This is a genomic window from Thetidibacter halocola (assembly GCF_018224955.1).
GTDB classification, from domain to species: domain Bacteria; phylum Pseudomonadota; class Alphaproteobacteria; order Rhodobacterales; family Rhodobacteraceae; genus Thetidibacter; species Thetidibacter halocola.
In genome coordinates, this window is the sequence record NZ_JAGTUU010000003.1 from 563,377 (window position 1) to 583,375 (window position 19,999).

Annotated in this window: 19 protein-coding genes and 1 other RNA gene; 7 read left to right on the top strand and 13 right to left on the bottom strand. The window is 68.4% G+C overall.

Going from position 1 to position 19,999, the window contains the following annotated elements:
- Nucleotides 1-121: 121 nt before the first annotated feature.
- Nucleotides 122-589 carry a YbaK/EbsC family protein gene (locus KB874_RS09815; protein WP_212536377.1) on the bottom strand — a complete coding sequence of 156 codons (468 nt, stop codon included), beginning with the start codon at nt 587-589 and terminating at the stop codon, nt 122-124.
- Nucleotides 590-678: 89 nt separating this feature from the next.
- On the opposite strand from KB874_RS09815, the gene KB874_RS09820 reads away from it, so the two are divergent.
- Nucleotides 679-3,456: a [protein-PII] uridylyltransferase family protein gene (locus KB874_RS09820; protein ID WP_212536378.1), complete on the top strand. Its 2,778-nt coding sequence runs from the start codon at nt 679-681 to the stop codon at nt 3,454-3,456.
- Nucleotides 3,453-3,731 (top strand): hypothetical protein, encoded by a 279-nt coding sequence (locus tag KB874_RS09825; RefSeq protein WP_212536379.1) that lies wholly within the window; start codon nt 3,453-3,455, stop codon nt 3,729-3,731. The genes KB874_RS09820 and KB874_RS09825 overlap by 4 nt, the downstream gene beginning before the upstream one ends.
- 12 nt (nt 3,732-3,743) lie before the next feature.
- Here the strand turns inward: KB874_RS09825 and eda are convergent, their stop codons facing one another.
- Nucleotides 3,744-4,388: a bifunctional 4-hydroxy-2-oxoglutarate aldolase/2-dehydro-3-deoxy-phosphogluconate aldolase gene (gene eda, locus KB874_RS09830; RefSeq protein ID WP_212536380.1), complete on the bottom strand. Its 645-nt coding sequence runs from the start codon at nt 4,386-4,388 to the stop codon at nt 3,744-3,746.
- Nucleotides 4,389-4,470: 82 nt separating this feature from the next.
- Nucleotides 4,471-6,276 carry a phosphogluconate dehydratase gene (gene edd, locus KB874_RS09835; RefSeq protein WP_212536381.1) on the bottom strand — a complete coding sequence of 602 codons (1,806 nt, stop codon included), beginning with the start codon at nt 6,274-6,276 and terminating at the stop codon, nt 4,471-4,473.
- A 120-nt stretch (nt 6,277-6,396) separates the two neighbouring features.
- Here edd and KB874_RS09840 point away from each other — a divergent pair, with 120 nt between their 5' ends.
- The 3 genes from KB874_RS09840 to KB874_RS09850 all read left to right on the top strand — a co-directional run bounded on the left by KB874_RS09840 (nt 6,397) and on the right by KB874_RS09850 (nt 9,320).
- Nucleotides 6,397-7,599, top strand: coding sequence for an RSP_2647 family RNA methyltransferase (locus KB874_RS09840; RefSeq protein ID WP_428849237.1), 1,203 nt, complete (start codon nt 6,397-6,399; stop codon nt 7,597-7,599).
- Nucleotides 7,596-8,147, top strand: coding sequence for an RSP_2648 family PIN domain-containing protein (locus KB874_RS09845; RefSeq protein ID WP_212536382.1), 552 nt, complete (start codon nt 7,596-7,598; stop codon nt 8,145-8,147). The genes KB874_RS09840 and KB874_RS09845 overlap by 4 nt, the downstream gene beginning before the upstream one ends.
- 87 nt (nt 8,148-8,234) lie before the next feature.
- Complete coding sequence (locus KB874_RS09850) at nt 8,235-9,320, top strand: ABC transporter ATP-binding protein (RefSeq protein ID WP_249200346.1); 1,086 nt, start codon at nt 8,235-8,237, stop codon at nt 9,318-9,320.
- A 9-nt stretch (nt 9,321-9,329) separates the two neighbouring features.
- Here the strand turns inward: KB874_RS09850 and KB874_RS09855 are convergent, their stop codons facing one another.
- From KB874_RS09855 to ssrA, 8 genes are all read right to left on the bottom strand, one after another.
- A complete protein-coding gene (locus KB874_RS09855) occupies nt 9,330-9,563 on the bottom strand; it encodes a ribbon-helix-helix domain-containing protein (protein WP_212536383.1) in 234 nt (77 codons plus the stop codon).
- On the bottom strand, nt 9,560-9,733 hold the full coding sequence (locus KB874_RS09860; RefSeq protein ID WP_212536384.1) for a DUF4169 family protein: 174 nt from the start codon (nt 9,731-9,733) through the stop codon (nt 9,560-9,562). The genes KB874_RS09855 and KB874_RS09860 overlap by 4 nt, the downstream gene beginning before the upstream one ends.
- A 127-nt stretch (nt 9,734-9,860) precedes the next feature.
- Nucleotides 9,861-11,255, bottom strand: a complete 1,395-nt coding sequence (fumC, locus tag KB874_RS09865) for a class II fumarate hydratase (RefSeq protein WP_212536385.1) — start codon at nt 11,253-11,255, stop codon at nt 9,861-9,863.
- A 111-nt stretch (nt 11,256-11,366) separates the two neighbouring features.
- Complete coding sequence (locus tag KB874_RS09870) at nt 11,367-11,852, bottom strand: SspB family protein (protein ID WP_212536386.1); 486 nt, start codon at nt 11,850-11,852, stop codon at nt 11,367-11,369.
- 66 nt (nt 11,853-11,918) lie between these two features.
- On the bottom strand, nt 11,919-13,166 hold the full coding sequence (chrA, locus tag KB874_RS09875; protein ID WP_212536387.1) for a chromate efflux transporter: 1,248 nt from the start codon (nt 13,164-13,166) through the stop codon (nt 11,919-11,921).
- A 43-nt stretch (nt 13,167-13,209) separates the two neighbouring features.
- On the bottom strand, nt 13,210-13,857 hold the full coding sequence (locus tag KB874_RS09880) for a DUF1194 domain-containing protein (RefSeq protein WP_212536388.1): 648 nt from the start codon (nt 13,855-13,857) through the stop codon (nt 13,210-13,212).
- 31 nt (nt 13,858-13,888) lie between these two features.
- Nucleotides 13,889-14,251: a DUF4345 family protein gene (locus tag KB874_RS09885; RefSeq protein WP_212536389.1), complete on the bottom strand. Its 363-nt coding sequence runs from the start codon at nt 14,249-14,251 to the stop codon at nt 13,889-13,891.
- Nucleotides 14,252-14,324: 73 nt separating this feature from the next.
- Nucleotides 14,325-14,676: a transfer-messenger RNA gene (gene ssrA / locus KB874_RS09890) on the bottom strand.
- Nucleotides 14,677-14,780: 104 nt separating this feature from the next.
- Here ssrA and choW point away from each other — a divergent pair.
- On the top strand, nt 14,781-15,614 hold the full coding sequence (gene choW, locus KB874_RS09895) for a choline ABC transporter permease subunit (RefSeq protein WP_249200394.1): 834 nt from the start codon (nt 14,781-14,783) through the stop codon (nt 15,612-15,614).
- Between the two features lies 1 nt (nt 15,615).
- Nucleotides 15,616-16,638, top strand: a complete 1,023-nt coding sequence (gene choV / locus KB874_RS09900; RefSeq protein WP_428849238.1) for a choline ABC transporter ATP-binding protein — start codon at nt 15,616-15,618, stop codon at nt 16,636-16,638.
- A 73-nt stretch (nt 16,639-16,711) separates the two neighbouring features.
- Here choV and KB874_RS09905 read toward each other — a convergent pair whose 3' ends face one another.
- Nucleotides 16,712-17,587 carry a transglutaminase family protein gene (locus tag KB874_RS09905; RefSeq protein ID WP_212536391.1) on the bottom strand — a complete coding sequence of 292 codons (876 nt, stop codon included), beginning with the start codon at nt 17,585-17,587 and terminating at the stop codon, nt 16,712-16,714.
- Nucleotides 17,588-17,592: 5 nt separating this feature from the next.
- A complete protein-coding gene (locus KB874_RS09910; protein WP_212536392.1) occupies nt 17,593-19,998 on the bottom strand; it encodes a circularly permuted type 2 ATP-grasp protein in 2,406 nt (801 codons plus the stop codon).
- Nucleotide 19,999 lies beyond the last annotated feature (1 nt).

The following is a 19,999-nucleotide window of genomic DNA, read 5'->3' on the forward strand; positions in this document are numbered from 1 at the left end:
ACATTTGGCTGGAAATCGTTTTGAAACCAGAGGTTTGCCTTGCCTTTTTCCTGCCGGAGCGAGGGGGCTGTCTGCCCCCTCGCGCTCCCCCGAGGATATTTCTGGCCAGAAGAAACGGGGATCAGAGCGTGAAATCAGCCGGTTGCGCGCCGGTCAGGTCGGGCAGACGGTGCGGGTCGATCGGGAAGACGTGGCGGGGCGTGCCGGCGGCGGCCCAGACCGTGTCGAACGCCAGCAGGCGGGGGTCGAGCCAGGCGCGGATCGGGGTGAGGTGGCCGACCGGGGCCACACCGCCGATGGCGAACCCGGTCTGGGCGCGGATCAGGTCGGCATCGGCCTTGCCCAGCGGCTCGCCCGCCAGCGCGCTGGCGCGCGTCGCACAGACCCGGTTGCCGCCGGCGGTCAGGAACAGCACCGCCTCGCCGCTGCGCTCGGCCCGGTAGACGATGGATTTCACGATCTGGTCCAGCGCGCAGCCGACGCTGTCGGCGGCCTCCTGCGCGGTGCGGGCCTGGCCGACTTCGGCGATGCTGTCGGGAAGGCCCGCGGCAGCGAGTGCGGCGCGGACTCGGGCGAGGGATTTGCTCATGTCTGCTCCTTTCGGGCCGAGTCTTGCCGCGCGAACAGGGCGGTGCAAGGGGTGTTGCGCTTCGCGCCGGGCCATGCCCATCTTCGGCCATGAGTTTCGCAAGCCGCATCACCCGTTTGCCGCGCCCCTTCGACCCCGACCGGGGGCGCGAATCGCTTTCTGCCGCACCCTGGGCCGGGGGCGACGTCGCACGGCTGATCGAGGGGGCCGGCGGCAGCGCGCCCTACCTCAACGGGCTGATCGACCGCGAATCCGCCTGGCTGGAAGGCGCGCTGGAGGATGCGGAGGCCGCGCTGGCCGCGTTGATGGCCGACCTGCAAGAGGCGCCATTTGACGCGCTTGCGGACGGGTTGCGGCAGGCCAAACGGCGCGTGGCGCTGCTGACGGCGCTGTGTGACCTGGCGGGCACCTGGCCGCTGGAGCGGGTGACTGGCGCATTGACGGATTTCGCCGACCTGGCCGTGGACCTGGCGCTGAAGGCGCAGATCGCGCCCGAGATCCGCCGTGGCCGACTGCCCGGCGCGACCGAGGACGACATCGCCGTGGCGGGCGGCATGGTGGCGCTGGCGATGGGCAAGATGGGCGCGGGCGAGCTGAACTACAGCTCGGACATCGACCTGATCTGCCTGTTCGACGAGACGCGATTCGACCCCGCCGACTACATGGACGCGCGGGCGGCCTTTGTCCGCGCCACGCGCAAGGCGGCGGCGCTGCTCAGCGACCTGACGGGCGAAGGCTATGTCTTTCGCACCGATCTGCGGCTGCGGCCCGATCCTGCGGTGACGCCGGTCTGCCTGGCGATGGAGGCGGCGGAGCGCTATTACGAGAGCCTCGGCCGGACATGGGAGCGCGCGGCCTATATCAAGGCACGAGCCTGCGCGGGCGACATCGCGGCGGGCGAGCGGTTCCTCAGGGCGCTGAGGCCCTTCGTCTGGCGCAAGCATCTCGATTTCGCGGCGATCCAGGACGCGCATGACATGCGGCTGCGCATCCGCGAGCACAAGGGTTTCCACGGCAAGCAGGCGCTGGAAGGCCACAACATGAAGCTGGGCCGCGGCGGCATCCGCGAGATCGAGTTCTTTACCCAGACCCGCCAGCTGATCGCCGGCGGGCGGGACCGCGCGTTGCGGCTGCGGGGCACGGTGCCGGGGCTGGCGGCGCTGGCAGACAAGGGCTGGATCCCGCACGACGTGGCCGGGACGCTGACCGACCATTACCGCGCCCACCGCGAGATCGAGCACCGGGTGCAGATGGTCAACGACGCGCAGACCCATGACCTGCCGAAATCGCCCGAGGGCTTTGCCCGGCTGGCCTGCCTCACGGGCCGGGACGAGGCAGACCTGCGCGCCGACCTGACGCGCCGCCTGACCGAGGTGCACGCGCTGACCGAGGGATTTTTTGCTCCCGACACGGCCGGAGAGGCCGACCTGCCCGAACCGCTCAAGGACAGCCCGCTTCCGGCGCGCTGGCCGAGCTATCCGGCGCTGCGCTCGGGGCGGGCGACCGAGATATTCAACCGGCTGAAACCGGAGTTGCTGCGCAAGCTGGGGCAGGCGGCGCGGCCCGAAGAGGCGCTGGCGGCCTTCGACGATTTCCTGCGCGGGCTGCCGGCGGGGGTTCAGCTGTTTGCCCTGTTCGAGGCCAATCCGCAGCTGGTCGACCTGCTGGTGGACATCGTGTCCACCTCGACGGATCTGGCGCGGCATCTTGCGCGCAACGCGGGCGTGTTCGACGCGGTGATCGGGGGCGATTTCTTTGCGCCCTGGCCGGGGGCGGCGGCGCTGAAGGCAGAACTGGCGGCCGGACTGGCCGAGGAGGCGGATTACGAGCGCCAGCTCGACCGTGCCCGCCGCTGGGCCAAGGAATGGCATTTCCGCGTCGGCGTCCACCTGCTGCGGGGGCTGATGGAACCCGAGGAAGCGGGCCGCGCCTATGCCGACCTGGCAGAGGCGTCGCTGGCCGGGCTCTGGCCGGCGGTGCAGTTGGATTTCGCGCGCAAGCACGGGCCTTGTCCGGGGCGCGGCGCGGTGGTGGTGGGCATGGGCTCGCTGGGCGCGGGGCGTCTGCATGCGCGCTCTGATCTCGACGTGATCGTGATCTACGACCCCGACGGGGTCGAGACATCGGAGGGACGGCGGCCGCTGCCGTCGCGAACCTATTACGCCCGGCTGACGCAGGCGCTGGTCACCGCGATGACCGCGCCGATGGCTGAGGGCAAGCTTTACGAAGTGGATATGCGCCTGCGCCCCTCGGGCAACCAGGGGCCGGTGGCGACCTCGTGGCTGGCCTTCCAGAGCTACCAGCGCGACGAGGCCTGGTTGTGGGAGCACCTGGCCCTGACGCGGGCGCGGGTCGTGGCCGGGCCTTCGGACCTGGCAGCGGATGTCGAGGCCTTCCGGCAAGACCTGCTGAAGGAGGGGCGTGATCCCGCCCCGGTGCTGGAGGCGGTGGCCGACATGCGCCGCCGTATCGCCGAGGCCAAGGGCGGCGGCGGCGCCTGGGAGGCCAAGCTGGGCCGGGGCCGGATGCAGGAGATCGAGCTGGTCGCCCAGGCGATAGCGCTGATCTCGGGCAAGCCGGTGCGCCAGGTGCCGCGGGCGCTGCGCGGGGCCGACCTGCTGCCGCAGCCGGCGCGCGAGACGCTGGTTTCGGCTTACGCGCTGTTCTGGGCTTTGCAGATCGGCGCAAGGCTGGTCAGCGAAACGGGCCTGGACCCCGAGGCGCTGGGGACCGGGGGCTGCGCCTTTGTTGCGCGGCTGACCGGGCAGGCGGACATGGTGGCGCTGGAGGCCGCCTTGCAGCGGCAGGCCAAGCAAGCCGGGGATGCAATCGATGCCCTTCTGGGTGATGCGGAGAGCGAGACATGAGCAAGGGTGACGCGATCGACCCCAAGGGGTTGATCTTCGAGGCCTACCGGATCGAGGGGATCGGCGAGGGGGAATGCCGCAGCATCTTCCTGGACTGGGCGCTGTCGGCGCCGGCCGGGGGCGACATGCAGGCGCTGATCGGCGCGCTGCTGGCCCGGCACGGCGGGGACGCTCCGGATCACCCGATGACGGCGGTCCTGCGCGCCGGGCTCGACGAGGCGGCGGCGCCGCGCCGACGCGGCGGGTGGCGCGGGCGGGACCGGGGCGAGGGCTGACCCTGTTCCGGGTCAGCTCCGGGGCAGGGCGGCGGCTTCGCGCGCCAACGACACGATGGCTTCCCAGTCGCCCGCGATCATGCGGTCCTTCGGGGCGACCCAGCTGCCGCCGACGCAGAGCGTGTTGGACAGCGCAAGGTAATCCGGTGCGTTCTTCAGCGACACGCCGCCCGTTGGGCAGAACCGCACCTGCGGGATCGGCGCGCCGATGGCCTTCAGTGCGGGCACGCCGCCATTCGCCTCGGCGGGAAAGAATTTCTGCACGCTATAGCCGCGTTCCAGCAGGCGCATCGCCTCGGATGCCGTGGCGGCGCCGGGCAGGGTGGGCAGGTCGGCCGCCTCGACCGCGTCGAGCAGCCGGTCGGTCGCGCCGGGCGAGACACCGAACCGGGCGCCGGCTTCCTTTGCCGCCGTCACGTCGGCGGGGGTCAGCAGCGTGCCTGCGCCAACCACGCCGCCCTCGACGCCGCTCATGGCGCGGATCGCGTCCAACGCAACAGGTGTGCGCAGCGTCACCTCGAGCACCGGCAACCCACCCGCCACCAGCGCCCGCGCCAGCGGTTCGGCATGCGCGAGATCGTCGATCACCAGCACCGGGATCACCGGGGCGAGGCGGCAGAGTTTCTCGGTCTCGAGGCTGGCTTGTTGCGGTGTCATGTCCGTCTGTCCTTGGCGTTGGTCTTGATCGCCGGAGCCTCCGGCGGGAGTTTTCTTTGCAAGATGAAGGGACGGGCGCAGCCTAGACCACCACCGCCGCCCCGTTGGAGGCAAGGCCTACGTTCTGCCGGAAGGCCTCGAACAACTCGCGACCGATGCCGTGGCTGTTGCCTGTCAGGTCCACCGGCGCGGGATCGCGCAGGTCGAATTCCACCGACAGGCAATCCAGCGTTCCCGCGACCGCGTCAAGCCGGATCACGTCGCCGTCCCGCACCCGGGCCAGCGGCCCGCCATGCTTGGCTTCGGGCGAGACATGGATCGCCGCGGGCACCTTGCCGCTGGCGCCGGACATGCGCCCGTCGGTCACCAGCGCGACCTTCAGCCCGCGGTCTTGCAAGACGCCCAGAACCGGCGTCAGCCCGTGCAGTTCCGGCATCCCGTTGGAACTGGGCCCCTGGAAGCGGACGACTACGATCGTGTCCTCGGTGAATTCGCCCGCCTTGAACGCCGCCTTGACCGAATCCTGGTCGTGGAACACCCGTGCCTTTGCCTCGATCACATGGCGCTCGGGGGCGACGGCGCTGACCTTGATCATGCCGTGGCCGAGATTGCCGGCCAGCTGCTTGAGGCCACCCGATTTCTGGAAGGGGTCGGAAGCGGGGCGCAGGATCTTGTCGTTGAGCGTCGCCTTGGCGCCGTCTTCCCAGGTCAGGCGCCCATCGATCAGTTTGGGTTCCTGCGTGTAGCGGGTCAGCCCCGCTCCGGCGACGGTCTGCACCTCGTCATGCAGCAGGCCGGCGTCCAGCAACTCGCCCATCATGTATTGCAGCCCGCCCGCGGCGTGAAAATGGTTCACGTCTGCAAGGCCGTTGGGATACACCTTGGCCATCAGCGGCGTGGCGGCGCTGATCTCGTCGAAATCCTCGAGCTCCAGAACCACGCCCGCGGCGCGCGCCATGGCGGGCAGGTGCAGCACCAGGTTGGTCGAGCCACCCGTCGCCATCAGCCCGACGATGCCGTTGACGAAGGCCTTGGCGTCGAGGATGTCGCAAACCGGGCGATAGTCGTTGCCCAGCGCTGTGATCTGCGCTGCGCGCAGTGTCGCGCCCTCTGTCAGGGCATCGCGCAACGGCGTGTTCGGATTGACGAAACTGGTGCCCGGCAGGTGCAGGCCCATGAACTCCATCAGCATCTGGTTGGAATTCGCCGTGCCGTAGAAGGTGCAGGTGCCCGGCCCGTGATAGCTGGCCATCTCGGCCTCCATCAGCTTGTCGCGGCCGATCTCTCCGGCGGCGAATTGTTGGCGGATCTTCGATTTCTCGTCATTGGGCAGGCCCGAGGGCATCGGCCCCGCTGGCACGAACAGCCCCGGCAGATAGCCGAAAGTCGCCGCCGCGATCACCAGCCCCGGCACGATCTTGTCGCAGACGCCAAGATACAGCGCCGCGTCGAACGTGTTGTGGCAAAGCGCGACACCCGCCGCCAGCGCGATCACGTCGCGCGAGAACAGCGACAGTTCCATGCCGACCTGGCCCTGCGTGACGCCGTCGCACATGGCGGGCACCCCGCCCGCGACCTGTGCCGTGGCCCCGGCCTTGCGCGCTGCGGCGCGGATCAGGTCGGGGAAGCGTTCGAACGGCTGGTGTGCCGAGAGCATGTCGTTATAGGCGGTGACGATCCCGATATTCGGCGCGCGGGACGCGGCCAGCGCATCCTTGTCCTCGGTCATCGCGGCATAGGCATGAGCCTGGTTTCCGCAGGACAGGTGGGCGCGGCGCGGGCCGTCCTCGGCGGCGCGGCGCATCCGTTCGAGATAAGTGGCACGGCGTTCGGCCGAGCGGGCCTCGATCCGGTCGGTGACGCGGGCGATTGTGTCGTTCAGGGGCATGGTGGCCTCCGCTTGCGGTTCGGCTTTGGCGTGCATGTAGCGTGGTTAGCGCTAACAGTAAAGCCATACCGCGCAACGCGCCCGCTTTCCAAGCGCCGTGGCACAGGATATGGCGAGAGCATGAGCGACATGACCCCAGACTTGCCGGTGATCCGGCTGAAACCCAAGGCGAACGCCCAGGCCATCCGGCGCGGCGCCCCGTGGGTGTTTGACAACGAACTGGTGATGGACCGGCGCAGCAAGGCGCTGGCGCCGGGCAGCATCGCCCGGCTGGAGGATGCCGAACGCAACGCCTTGGGCGTGGTCGCGGTGAACCCGAATTCGCGCATCACCGCGCGGATGCTGGACCGCGACCCGGAGGCGCGGATCGATTCCGGCTGGTTCCGGGTCAAGGTCGACAAGGCGCTATCGCTGCGCGAGCGGTTGTATGACCTACCGTTCTACCGGCTGATCCATGCCGAGGCCGACGGTCTGCCCGGCGTCATCGTCGACCGGTTCGGCGACACGCTGGTGGTGCAGCCCAACGCCGCCTGGGCGGATGTGCTGCTGGCGCCGCTGATACAGGCGCTTGCGGATGCCACGGGCGCGCGGACGATCCTCAAGAACTCGGGTGGGCGTGGCCGAGCGCTCGAGGGGCTGGATGATGCCGACGCGGTGCTGATGGGCGTCGCACCCGATGCCCCCGTGCCAGTGACGATGAACGGCGCAATCTACATGGCAGACCTGACCGGCGGGCAAAAGACCGGCCTGTTCTTCGACCAGCGCGAGAATCACGCCTTTGCCGCCCGCCTCGCGCGGGGCGCGCAGGTGCTGGACGTGTTCAGCCATGTGGGCGGCTTCGGCCTCGCGGCGCTGGTGGGAGGCGCACAATCCTGTCTTTGCGCCGACGGTTCCGCCCCCGCGCTGGCACTGGCCGTCGAGGGCGCACGCCGCATGGGCGCGGCCGAACGGCTGGATACGGTCAAGGGCGATGCCTTTGCGGTGATGGAGACACTGGCCGAACAGCCCGCGCGGTTCGACCTCGTGGTTTGCGATCCGCCCGCCTTTGCGCCCAACAAGCCCGCGCTGGAAAAGGGACTGCGCGCCTATGAGCGCGTCGCGCGCCTTGCAGCGCCGCTGGTGGCCGAGGACGGCTACCTTGTGCTGTGTTCCTGCTCGCACGCGGCCGACCTCTCCAGCTTTACCGGCGCCTGCCTGCGCGGCATCGGGCGGGCCGGGCGGCGGGCGCAGCTGATCCACAGCGGGTTTTCCGGGCCGGACCACCCGCTGCTGCCGCAACTGGCCGAGTCGGGCTATCTCAAGGCGCTGTTCTTCCGCCTGTGAGGCTGCTGCTCGACACCTGCGTCCTGTTTCCCACGGTGATGCGCGAGGTGCTGCTGGGCGTGGCCGGGCAGGGGCTGTTCCAGCCCGTCTGGTCGGCGCGCATCCTCGAGGAATGGGCCCGCGCCGCACGCAAGATCGGCCCCGAGGGCGAAGCGATCGCGCGCGGCGAGATCGCGCTGCTGCGCGCCGCCTGGCCGGGAGCCGAGGTGACGTGGAAACCCTCGCTCGAGGATCGGCTATGGCTGCCCGACGCGAACGATACGCATGTGCTGGCCGCCGCAATCGCCGCCAGTGCCGAGGGGATTGTCACGCTGAATGCGCAGGATTTCCCGAGGGGTGTGCTGGCCGAGGAAGGGCTGACCCGGATCGACCCCGACGCGCTGATGATCGGATTTCACGCCGCCAGCCCCGAGGCGGTGCAGGCCGCCTGCGCCAACACGCTGGCCCGTGCGCAAGCCCTGTCGGAACACGACTGGACGATGCGCGCCCTGCTGAAAAAGGCCCGCCTGCCGCGACTGGCAAAGGCGCTAGAGCGCGATGGTCTCTGACCTGGGGGTCTTGCCTCCGGGCGCGTGCGTTGCTACCTGCGGGACGTTGTCCGATAAAATCGCTCGGATACCGTGCAAGAGGCAGGCTTGACCAGGACACCGCCCCGACTCGAGATCCGCAACCTCGTGCGCCGCTATGACGGCGAGGCGGTGGTGAACGACGTGAGCCTTTCGATTCAGCCGGGTCACGTGACCTGCCTGCTGGGTCCGTCCGGCTGCGGCAAGTCCACCACGCTGCGGATGATCGCCGGGGTCGAGATGCAGGACAGCGGCACGATCCATGTCGATGGCCATCTGATCTGCGACACGGTTTTCCGGGTGCCGCCCGAACGGCGCAAGATCGGCCTGATGTTCCAGGATTTCGCGCTCTTCCCGCACCTGTCGGTGGGCGAGAACGTGGCCTTCGGCCTCAAGGGCGCCGGGGCCGAGAAACGCCGCCGCGCGCTGGACCTGCTCGATCGCGTCGGGCTGGCACACTTCATCGACGAATACCCGCACCAGCTGTCGGGCGGCGAACAGCAACGCGTGGCGCTCGCCCGCGCGCTGGCGCCGAAGCCGCGCATCATGCTGATGGACGAGCCGTTTTCCGGCCTCGACAACCGGTTGCGCGACGGCATCCGCGACGAGACGCTGGACGTGCTCAAGGAAGAGGGCGCCAGCGTTCTCCTCGTCACGCACGAACCCGAAGAAGCGATGCGCATGGCCGACGAGATAGCACTGATGCGTGCCGGAAAGATCGTGCAGCGCGGCGCGCCCTACAACATCTACAACGCGCCGGCCGACAAGGCTGCGGTCGCCTTCTTTAGCGATATCAACACCCTGCGTGGAAAGGTTCAGGGTGCCCTGACCGACACGCCCTTCGGCCGCTTCCTTGCTCCGGGCGTGCCGGATGGCGCTTCGGTCGAGATCGTCTTCCGGCCGCAGCATGTCAGCATCGATTTCGACCGCGACGGGCGTGGCCCCAATCCCACGGTGATCGCCGGCACCCCGGCCCGCGGACTGGTGGAGCGCGCCCGCTTCATGGGTTCGGAAAGCCTGATCGAGTTCCGCATGGATTACGACGACACGATCCTCAAGGCGACCGTGCCCAACGTGTTCCTGCCGAAACCGGGAACGCCGCTCTGGCTGTCGGTGCGGCGCGACCGCTGTTTCGTCTTCCCGGTCCGAAGCTGACACTCAATATCAGAGGGTTACAGTCTTTTCTTCAAGCGCTCTCTGCAACACGAAAACCCGGATCGACGAGGCCAGCCCCACCTCGGGATCGCGCGACTCGTCGATCTCTGCCGCCAGCGCGTTGAGCGCCTTGCCCTCGGCCCGGGCGATGCGCCGGAACTCCCGCCAGAACAGGTCTTCCAGCGACACGCTGGTCCTATGCCCCCGCAGCGTCAGAGAGCGTTTGACGGGCCGCCCGTTCATTCCTTGTGATGCCCGTCAAGATCGCGCTCCGCCTTCTCCCGGCGCGCCTTCTCCAGCGCCCGTTCAGCCTTGGTCAGGCCATGACGCGCTGCATTCTCGTCGCCCGTGCGGCGCTTGTCGTCGCGGGCCTTCTGCTTGCGGAAGCGGTTGAGGTTCACGGGCTGGCTCATGCCGGAAATCTACGCCGCCCGCCGCCAAAGAAAAAGGGGCGAAGCCACGCGCCTCGCCCCTGTCTTCATCTTGCCCTTAAACTCCGGGGGGTGTGGGGGGCTGGCCCCCCACGACGCGTCCGGAAGATCAATCCTCCGGCCCGATCATCAGTTCCGGCCGAACCACCGCATCAAAGGTCGCCGCGTCGACAAAGCCCAGCGCGATCGCCTCTTCCTTCAGCGTCGTGCCGTTCTTGTGCGCGGTCTTGGCGACCTTGGTCGCGTTGTCATAGCCGATGGTCGGCGCCAGCGCCGTCACCAGCATCAGCGATTCCTTCATCAGCTTCTCGATGCGCGGGCCATTGGCCTCGATCCCCAGCAGCATGCGCTCCGTGAAGGAATCGGCCGCATCGCCCAGCAGCTGGATCGACTGCAGCAGGTTGTAGGCCATCATCGGGTTGTAGACGTTCAGCTCGAAATGACCCTGGCTGCCGGCGAACTTGATCGCCGCGTCGTTGCCCATGACATGGGCCGCGACCTGGGTCAGTGCCTCGGCCTGGGTCGGGTTGACCTTGCCCGGCATGATCGAGGAACCCGGCTCGTTCTCCGGCAGGATCAGCTCGCCCAGACCCGAGCGCGGGCCCGAGCCCAGAAGGCGGATGTCGTTTGCGATCTTGTAACAACTGCCCGCGACGGTCGCGAGCGCGCCGGACATGAACACCATCGCATCATGCGCGGCCAGCGCCTCGAACTTGTTGGGCGCGGTGACAAAGGGCAGGCCGGTGATCTCGGCGATGTTGGCCGCCACGGCCTCGGCCCAGCCCTTTTCGGTGTTCAGGCCCGTGCCCACGGCGGTGCCGCCCTGCGCCAGTTCATAGATGCCGGGCAGGGTCGCCTTGACCCGCGCGATGCCCTGGCGGATCTGGTGGGCATAGCCCGAGAATTCCTGGCCCAGCGTCAGCGGCGTCGCGTCCTGCGTGTGGGTCCGGCCGATCTTGATGATGTCCTTGAATTCCTCGGACTTCTGCTCGAGTCCCGCCAGCAGCTTTTCCAGCCCCGGCAGCAGCACGTCGCGCACGCTGGTCCCGGCGGCGATGTGCATCGCGGTCGGGAAGGTGTCGTTCGACGACTGGCCCATGTTGCAATGGTCGTTCGGGTGCACGGGCTTCTTGGAGCCGATGACGCCGCCCAGAATCTCGATCGCGCGGTTCGCGATGACCTCGTTGGCGTTCATGTTCGACTGGGTGCCCGAGCCGGTCTGCCAGACCACCAGCGGGAAATTGTCGTCGAACTTGCCGTCGATCACCTCGGTCGCGGCCTGCACGATGGCGTCGGCCAGCTGCGCATCCAGCTTGCCCGTCGCCTTGTTGCGGATCGCGCAGGCCTTCTTGATGACGCCGAGGGCGCGGACTATGGCCACGGGCTGCTTTTCCCAGCCGATCGGGAAGTTCATGATCGAGCGCTGCGTCTGCGCGCCCCAGTACTTGTGGCTGGGAACCTCGAGCGGGCCGAAGCTGTCGGTTTCGGTGCGGGTTGCGGTCACGGGCCAATCCTCCTGCAATCTCTGGCAGGGGGTTTAGCGGCTGGCGCGCAAAACGCAATGCGGCATGCGATGGAATACCGCGGCCCTTGGCCGCGTCGGATCAGGGCCGGCCTACTTGCGGAACTGGTCCAGCCGGACGACCTCGGCATCCTTGTGGGCGGGCGCCCCGGACTTGGCCTTTTCCGAACCCGGTTTCGGGCCGGATGTGGGCGGCGGCGTGGGGTCGTCATCCTCCTCGGCCTCGTCCTGCGATTCGAAGCGAAGGCCGAATTCCACCGACGGGTCGACGAAGGTCTTGATCGCGTCATATGGGATGTACAGGCGCTCCGGCTGGTCGCCGAAATTCAGCGTTACGGTAAAGCCGTCCTCTCCGACGTCGAGATGGTCGAACCAGTGCTGCATCACCACGGTCATCTCGTCCGGATAGCGGTCCGACAGCCAGTCGGCCAGTTCGGCATCGGGATGGCCGGTATCGAAGGTGATGAAGAAGTGATGATCGCCCGGAAGCCCCTCGCGCTGCACGCCGACCAGAACCTCGTGGATCAGGCCACGCATCGCGCGGTGCATGAGTTTTCCGTAGTCGATACCCTTGGACATGCAGACAACCTTCGTTCGCTGGAGGTCAGCATATTGGTTTTGCCACGGGATGAAAGGGGCAATCCGTCAGAGCGCGCCCAGCGCCAGACCCAGTGCGGCGCAGGCTGCCAGCGTCACCGGAATGCCCCGCTTGAACACCAGGAGCAGCAGGACCGCCACCGCGATCAACGGCAGAGACAGGGGTTGCAGGCTGCCAGGAAGCGGCAGGGTCAGTGCCAGTGGCCCGGCCTCGACCAGCCGCGTTTCGGCAAAGACCACATGGATCGCGAACCACAGCGACAGGTTGGCGATGACGCCCACCACCGCCGCCGTCACGCCGGCCAGCGCGGCCTGAAGGCGCGGCCGTGCCAACAGCCGGTCCAGATGCGGCGCAAAGGCGAAAATCCAAAGGAAACAGGGCAGGAAAGTCATCCACAGCGTCAGCGCCCCGGCGGCCAGCGCCAGCGCCGCGCCGCCCTGTGCATGGCCCGCCAGCATTCCGACGAACTGCGTCACCAGGATCAGAGGCCCGGGTGTCGTCTCGGCGAGGCCCAGCGCGTCGACCATCTGCCCGGCATCCAGCCAGCCACGCGCCTGCACAACCTCCTGCGCCATCCAGGCCAGCACCGCGTAGGCGCCGCCAAAGGTGACGACCGCCAGCTTGGCAAAGAAGGCGGCGATGTCGAACAGGAAGGTCTGGCCCATCGCCCAGAGGATCGGCAGCGGCGCCAGCCACAGACCCGCCAGGACCGGCACGGTGAGGCGGGGCATCCGCGACGCCTCGGGCGGCGGGACGGTGGCGGGCGCGGCGCCGCGGGCGGACAGCGCGCCCCAGAGCGCGGCCAGCGCGATCACCAGCGGAAAGGGCAGGGCAAAGGCGAACAGCCCGGCAAAGGCCAGGACCGCGATCAGCCGGTCGCGCGGCCCCTTGAGCGCCTTGCGTGACACGCGAATCACCGCCTCGATCACGATGGCGATCACCGCCGCCTTGACCCCCAGCATCAGCGCGCCGGCCTCGGGGCGGGTGCCCCATTCGACATAGGCCAGCGCCAGCGCCGTGATCAGCACTGCGCCCGGCAGCACGAACAGCGTGCCCGCGATCAACCCGCCCGCAAGACCCCGCATCCGCCAGCCAGCCCAAGTCGCCAGTTGCATCGCCTCCGGCCCCGGCAGCAGCATGCAAAAGCTGAGCGCGCGCAGAAACTGCGTCTCGGTCAGCCAGCCACGCTCGCCCACCAGAACCCGGTGCATCAGCGCGATCTGAGCTGCGGGTCCGCCAAAGGACAACAGACCGATACGGCCAAAGACGCGCGTCAGGGTGGCAAGATCGGTCATGGATGTCCGGATGACAGGGTGCCGCTACAGGGACGTGACGGGATCATCCCAGCACGCTGGAAATCTCGCGCAGGATCTTGGCACGGATGGCCCGAGCGTAATCCCGATGCCCCCGCGCCGTCATCACGAATCCGTCGCCCGTGATCACGCTGCGGCGGTAGAAATTGCTGATCGCCACACCCAGCCCCTCGATCGCCAGCGCGTTCACCGTGACGCCCATGCGCTGCGCCCTTTGGCGCTGGTGGCCGACCTCGCCGCCGGCGTTTGGCGTGCCGTCGCCCGAGATGTCGACGACGCGCCGGGCGCAGTCGGGCGCGGCGCTGAAATGATCCAGCGCGAAACCCAGCGCCTCGGCAGGCGCGGTGCCCGACAGCACGAAGGCGCGGGGCAGGGCGCGCACCTGCGCGGCGAAACCCGCCACATGAGCCAGGCTCAGCATCTGCTGCCATGGCAGGCTGACCTCCTGCCGGTCGACACCGGCCCATTGCACCACGCTGAGCGCCACCTGGTCGCGCACCAGGATCTCAACGATCTCGGGATCGGCCAGCGCCAGCGCCAGCCCCTCGGTCTGGAGGCGGAACTCGCCCACGTCGACGGAATTCGACACGTCCATCGCCAGCACCAGCGCCGTTTCACAGGCAGCGGCGGGCGGAGCGGCGATCAGTAGGGCGAGGGCGGCAGCGCGAAGCATGGTCAGAAGGTGGCGGGGTGGCCCGCCGGGGTCAAGCCCACGGCCCGGCGTTCATCGCCAACAACCACGCCGCGGGTCCGGCCTCGAACAGGAAGAAGACCAGCGCCTTCTTCAGCGGCGGCCGGTCACGCAGGATCGACAGCAGCCGCCCCGTGCCCGCGCCCGCATAGGCCACGCCCAGCATCGCATAGGCCTCGGGGGCGCCGGTCAGCAGGCAGACAGCCCCCACCGCCACGAACAGCCCGCCCGCCGAGGCGCGCATCTCGCTGAGCCCCATGGTCGAACCCTGCGGCGCAAGATCCAGCGCGTCGGCGGTATAACGCGGCGCGAGAAATCCGAAGAGCCCGAAGGCGATGGTCAGCAGGGCGAGGGCGGCATTGACGATCTCGGGCATGATGGCTCCTTTGCCTGAACAAGATAAGCCGGGCCCGTCGAAATCCAGTCCGCGCAAGATGCAAGGGAGGGAAAGTGCAGGCTTCTGTTGCCAGGTGCCTGCGAACCCCGCCTCAGGCTGCAAAGCCTGAGGACTTAGATTTCGGTATTTCGGACCGCTTACGCGGCCAGAGCAACCGGAGCACGATTGTTGTTGGCAATTATGCTTTACGCACCGATAACGGTGGTAGCTCACCGGGACAAAGCTACGTCTTTACACGTTCGTCGATCCTATTTCGGCCCCATGTTCCCCCAACAAGGGATGTATGGTGGAGCCGCCGGGTACCGCCCCCGGGTCCGAACCGCTTATTCCACGCGCGTTTATGCCCATAGTCCCGTTGCCGAGACAGGTCGAATATAGGCGTTCCTCCACGCTTTGCAAAGGGGGGACACGCGGCTCTCGCCATTTGGCGAAAAACCGGTCACAAAAAGGAAAAACCGGACATGCGCACCGGCAAGGAGGGGACATGACACTGGCAGAGGCGGCCTCGCTGGAATGGCTCGAGGCCTGGAAGATCCCGCTCGGCGCGGTCATGCGCGATTTCGTCGACTGGCTGACCACCAATTTCGCCGCCGGATTCGACGCGCTGGCGCTGGCGCTGGAAAGTATCATCGACGCGCTGCTGTGGGTCTTGCAGACGCCGCCGACGATCGTCGTGATCGCCGTCATCGTGGCGCTCAGCTGGGTGATGCGGCGATCCTGGGGCTTCACCGCCTTCACCACCTTCGGCCTGCTGCTGATCGTCAACCAGGGTTACTGGGAGGAGACGACCGAGACGCTGGCGCTGGTGCTGGCCTCGGCCTCGGTTTGCATGGGTCTGGGTGTGCCGCTGGGCATCGCCGCCGCGCGGCGTCCCTGGCTGCACCGCGCGATGGAGCCGGTGCTGGACCTGATGCAGACGATCCCGACGTTTGTCTACCTGATCCCGGCGCTGATCCTCTTCGGCCTCGGCATGGTGCCTGGGCTAATCGCCACGGTGATCTTCGCCATCCCGGCGCCGATCCGCTTGACGCACCTGGGCATCACCTCGACCCCGGTCGCGCTCATCGAGGCGGGCCGCGCCTTTGGCGCGACGCCCCGGCAACTGCTGTGGAAGGTCGAACTGCCCTCTGCCGCGCCGCAGATCATGGCGGGGCTGACCCAGACCATCATGCTGTCGCTGTCCATGGTGGTGATCGCGGCGCTGGTCGGCGCCGACGGGCTGGGCGTGCCGACGCTGCGGGCGCTGAACTCGGTCAATATCGGCATGGGTTTCGAGGTGGGCATCGCCATCGTGCTGGTGGCCATCATCTTCGACCGCATGTTCAAGCGGAAAGGCGGCTGAGATGGATGACCTGATGCTCAGTCTCGAGGCGGTCAACATCGTCTTCGGCGACGCGCCCGACCAGGCGCTGCCACTGATGGATGCCGGCCAAAGCCGGGCCGAGATCCAGTCGGTCACCGGCCAGGTGCTGGGCGTTCACGACTGCACGCTCGAGGTGGCGCAAGGCGAGGTGCTGGTGCTGATGGGGCTGTCAGGCTCCGGCAAGTCGACGTTGCTGCGCGCGATCAACGGGCTCAACCCGGTGGTGCGCGGCCATGTCCGGGTGAACATGGGCGACCGCATGCTCGACGTGGTCGGCGCCTCGGCCCGCGACCTGCGGCACCTTCGGCGCGAGCGCGTGGCCATGGTGTTCCAGCAATTCGGCCTGCTGCCGTGGCGCAGCGTGCTCGACAACGTCGCCTTCGGGTTGGAACTGGCCGGGGTGCCGGAGGCCGAGCGCCTGCAACGCGCCCGCGCCCAGCTTGACCTCGTGGGCCTGACCGACTGGGCCGACCGGCCAGTTCAATCGCTCTCGGGCGGCATGCAGCAGCGCGTGGGCCTGGCCCGCGCCTTTGCCACCGAGGCGCCGATCCTGCTGATGGACGAGCCCTTTTCCGCGCTTGACCCGCTGATCCGCACCCGGCTCCAGGACGAGTTGCTGGAACTCCAGGCGAAACTCGACCGCACCATCGTCTTTGTCAGCCATGACCTCGACGAGGCGATGAAGATCGGCTCGCGCATCGCCATCATGGAAGGCGGCCGCATCGTCCAATGCGCCACGCCGCAGGAAATCGTGCTGAACCCCGCGTCCGGCTATGTCGCGGATTTCGTGGCCCACATGAACCCGCTCAACGTGCTGCGCGCGATCGAGGTCATGGCCCCCGGCAGGCCCCCCGACGGCGCCCGCGCCATCGCTCCTGACATGCCATTGCGCCAGATCCTCGCGCTGCTGGCCGAGGCCGACACGCCGCTGGCGGTGATCGAGGATGGCGCGCCCCTTGGCGTCATCGACCGCCCGACGGCCCTGCGGGGCCTGCTGCGCTGAGCGTCGGTTTCTTCTGGCCCCGGATATCCCGGGGCGGCTCCCGAAGGGAGGCGGGGGCAGCCCCCATGCGCCCTCAGTCTACCGGCACCACGTCGACGCCATGCCCCGACACATGCGCACCCGCCGTGCGCAGCGACCCACGCGCCGGGGCCACGTCGGAATAGTCGCGGCCGAAGGCCACGGTGACATGGTCGGCCCCGGCCAGCATGTCGTTGGTCGGGTCGATCTCGATCCAGCCCATCTCGTGGCCACACCAGCAGCGCACCCAGGCATGCATTGCGTCGGCGCCCTCCAGCCGCTCCTGCCCCTTGGGCGGCACCGTGCGCAGGAAGCCCGAGACATAGCCCGCCGGGATCCCGATCTCGCGCAGCGCGGCGATCATGACGTGGCTCATGTCCTGGCAGACGCCGCGGCGGTTTCGAAAGGCCACGATCGGTGCCGTGGTCGCGTCGGTCGCGGTCGGGTCGAATTCGAACCGCTCGTGCAGCGCGGCCGCCACCGCCTGCGCCGCGGCCAGCGTCGTCATGTCTGGCTTCAGGCAGGCGCGGGCAAAGGCCGCGATCTCGGGCTCGTGCGGGACGCGCGGCGAGGGGGCGAGGAAATGGTGCGGGCTGTCGGCACCGATGCTGTCGATCGCCTCGATCTCGGTCGCCAGCTCCGCCAGCGTCGTGCTCAGGTCCAGGCCTGCATCGGTCTCGTCCCGCCGCACCCGCCCGGTAAAGGTGAAGGACAGCTGTGTCAGGCTGAATTCATGGGTCATCTCGACGGTGTGATTGCCGAAGAAATCCGTGCCTTCCTGCCGCCAGCTGGCTGGCGGGTCGGCCGTCACGACGCCCTCCAGCACCTCTTGCCGGTCAAGGTCGCGCGGCAGGATGCGCAGCAGCGTTCGGCTGGCCTCGGCCGGGCTGGCGTAATCGTAGGCGAGCGTCAGGCGGATATCATACAGCATGGGCGTCAGGACAGGTAGCGCGCGGTCAGCGCGTCCGAGATGGCGGACAGTTCGCTTCGGATATCGACCAGGCGGGCGGTGGACAGGTCTGCAGGCTCCGCGACGGACAGCGCCGTCCAAAGCGGGAGCACCTGCCGCGCGACCGGGCTGGAGCGCGCCGCGCCGCGGTTGCGCGCCAGCTTGTCCTCTTCGTCCTTGACGATGTTGACCTGAAAGAAGACCGAGCGCGGGTTGTCCGCGTCCAGCGCCAGCAGGTCGATCACCGTGGCCCGGTTGGTCTCGACCGTATAGCGGCGGCGATGGGTCATCACGCTGTCGCCCAGTTCCACCGCCAGGTCGAAGCCGCCCTCGGGTGCATCGGGATCGGCAAAGGCGGTCAGCAGCGCGGCGGTCTGGTCGGCGCGCTCCAGCGCCCGCCCGATGGTCAGGAACCGCCATCCGTCAAAGCGGAACATGTTCTCGTGTACCAGGCCGGAGTAACCGGCGATTTTGCGCAGCAGGATCCCCATGACCTGCACCGCGTCGGCGCCGGGCTCGACCGATCCGCGCATCCGCCGCGCGGTCGCGGCGAGGTCGGCCAGCGCGTTCCAGCCATCGGTGGAGAACCGGTCGCGCACCTTCGAAGCGCAACCGCGCGACTGTTCGAGCAACGCCAGCAACCCGGCGGGCAGCGGTTCGTCCACGTCCAGCCCGAAGGTTTCCAGATGCGCGGCGATGCGGTCGGTCAGGGGCAGGGCGTCGGGGCCATAGGCCTCGAGCCGGCGGTGATAGGCACGCAACAGCCGCACCGCGGTTTCCGAGCGTTCCACGTAGCGGCCCAGCCAGTAGAGGTTGTCGGCCGACCGCGCCGGCAGCAGCACCGGGAACTTGCGCGAAAAGGCGGCGTCGCTGGCCGGGTGCAGGGTTTCGGCCTGTACCGGCTCGTCGGACATGACCCAGACATCCGCCACCGATCCGCCCGCCTGCATCGCCAGCGCCGTGGGCTCTATCGTGCGGCCGATCCGGGCATAGCCGCCTGGCATGATCGCCCAGCCCTCGGGCGTGCGCGCGGCGAAGACCCGCAGGACCATCGGGCGCGGTTGCAACTTGCCGTCGATCATGGCGGGGGTGGTGGACAGCGTCACCGCCTCCTGTCCCACAAGGTTGCGGCCGTCCTGCGCGATCCAGTCGCGCACGGGCTGTTCGCTGTTGCGGCGGAACTGGCCGCCCAGCACCGTCGGGCTTTCGCTGTCGAAGGGCAGGCCGGTCGAATAGGCCGGACCGATCAGCATCCGGTCGAGATGGTCCAGCACGTAGGCGCGTTCCTTCTGCTGGCCGCACCACCACGTCGCGATGTTGGGCAAGGCCAGCGGCGCGTCCAGCAGCCGCTCGGCGATGCGCGGCAGGAAGGCCAGGAAGGCGCGCGTTTCCATAACGCCGGACCCCAGCGCGTTGACCATGCACAGCCCGCCGGACCGCAGTGCCGAGACCAGGCCCGGCGTGCCGATGGCCGAGGCTTCGTCCAGTTCCAGCGGATCGGCCGAGTTGGAATCGAGCCGGCGCCACAGGACGTCCAGCGGCACCGCGCCGTTGATCGTGCGCACCGTCAGGCGGCCACGATCCACCGCAAGCTCACCCGCCTCCAGCAGAAGAAAGCCGAGGTAGCGCGCGATATAGGCATGTTCGTAATAGGTATCGACATGCTGGCCGGGCGTCAGGATGCCGACACGGCCCTCGCCATCGCCGCGCAGCCCGTTCAGAGCGTCGCGGAACTGGCGAAAGAACCCGGCCAGCCGGTGCACGTTCGACTCGGCGAAGAGTTCAGGAAAGGTGCGGCCCGTGGCGACGCGGTTTTCCAGCGCGAATCCCGAACCTGAAGGCGCCTGCGCCCGGTCGCCCAGCACCATCCAGCTGCCATCGGGCGAGCGGCCCACCTCGAAGGCGAGGAAATGCAGGTGATGGCCCGAGCGTGGCTTGACCCCGACCATCGGGCGCAGCCATTCCGGATTGCGCGCCACCAGTTCGGCAGGCAGCAGCCCGTCGCGCACCAGTCTCCCCTCACCGTAAAGATCGGCCATGACCTGTTCCAACAGGTCGGCGCGCTGGCGCAGCCCATCGGCCAGGCCCTGCCATTCAGTGTCGTGGATCAGGACCGGCACATGCGACAGCGGCCAGTCGCGCTCGGTCGAGCCGTCCTTTGTATACTGGCGGAAATAGACCCCGGTGTCGTGCAGGTATTGCTCGCCCCGGGCAAAGCGCTGCGCCAGAACCTCGGGCGATTGCTGCGCCAGGTGGCGCAGCATCGATGCCCAGATCGGCCGCAAGGTGCCGTCGTCGCGCAGCATCTCGTCCTCGACGCCGGGGGGCGGCTGATAGCCGTCCAGCAGGCGCCGGGCCGCGTCGCTGCGCAAGAGGTCTTCGGGTTTGTTCATC

Coding starts and splice junctions, on each gene's coding strand:
- KB874_RS09815 (WP_212536377.1), bottom strand. CDS start 589: ATGAGCAAATCCCTCGCCCGAGTCCGCGCCGCACTCGCTGCCGCGGGC.
- KB874_RS09820 (WP_212536378.1), top strand. CDS start 679: ATGAGTTTCGCAAGCCGCATCACCCGTTTGCCGCGCCCCTTCGACCCC.
- KB874_RS09825 (WP_212536379.1), top strand. CDS start 3,453: ATGAGCAAGGGTGACGCGATCGACCCCAAGGGGTTGATCTTCGAGGCC.
- eda (WP_212536380.1), bottom strand. CDS start 4,388: ATGACACCGCAACAAGCCAGCCTCGAGACCGAGAAACTCTGCCGCCTC.
- edd (WP_212536381.1), bottom strand. CDS start 6,276: ATGCCCCTGAACGACACAATCGCCCGCGTCACCGACCGGATCGAGGCC.
- KB874_RS09840 (WP_428849237.1), top strand. CDS start 6,397: ATGAGCGACATGACCCCAGACTTGCCGGTGATCCGGCTGAAACCCAAG.
- KB874_RS09855 (WP_212536383.1), bottom strand. CDS start 9,563: ATGAACGGGCGGCCCGTCAAACGCTCTCTGACGCTGCGGGGGCATAGG.
- KB874_RS09860 (WP_212536384.1), bottom strand. CDS start 9,733: ATGAGCCAGCCCGTGAACCTCAACCGCTTCCGCAAGCAGAAGGCCCGC.
- KB874_RS09870 (WP_212536386.1), bottom strand. CDS start 11,852: ATGTCCAAGGGTATCGACTACGGAAAACTCATGCACCGCGCGATGCGT.
- chrA (WP_212536387.1), bottom strand. CDS start 13,166: ATGACCGATCTTGCCACCCTGACGCGCGTCTTTGGCCGTATCGGTCTG.
- KB874_RS09880 (WP_212536388.1), bottom strand. CDS start 13,857: ATGCTTCGCGCTGCCGCCCTCGCCCTACTGATCGCCGCTCCGCCCGCC.
- KB874_RS09885 (WP_212536389.1), bottom strand. CDS start 14,251: ATGCCCGAGATCGTCAATGCCGCCCTCGCCCTGCTGACCATCGCCTTC.
- choV (WP_428849238.1), top strand. CDS start 15,616: ATGGATGACCTGATGCTCAGTCTCGAGGCGGTCAACATCGTCTTCGGC.
- KB874_RS09905 (WP_212536391.1), bottom strand. CDS start 17,587: ATGCTGTATGATATCCGCCTGACGCTCGCCTACGATTACGCCAGCCCG.
- KB874_RS09910 (WP_212536392.1), bottom strand. CDS start 19,998: ATGAACAAACCCGAAGACCTCTTGCGCAGCGACGCGGCCCGGCGCCTG.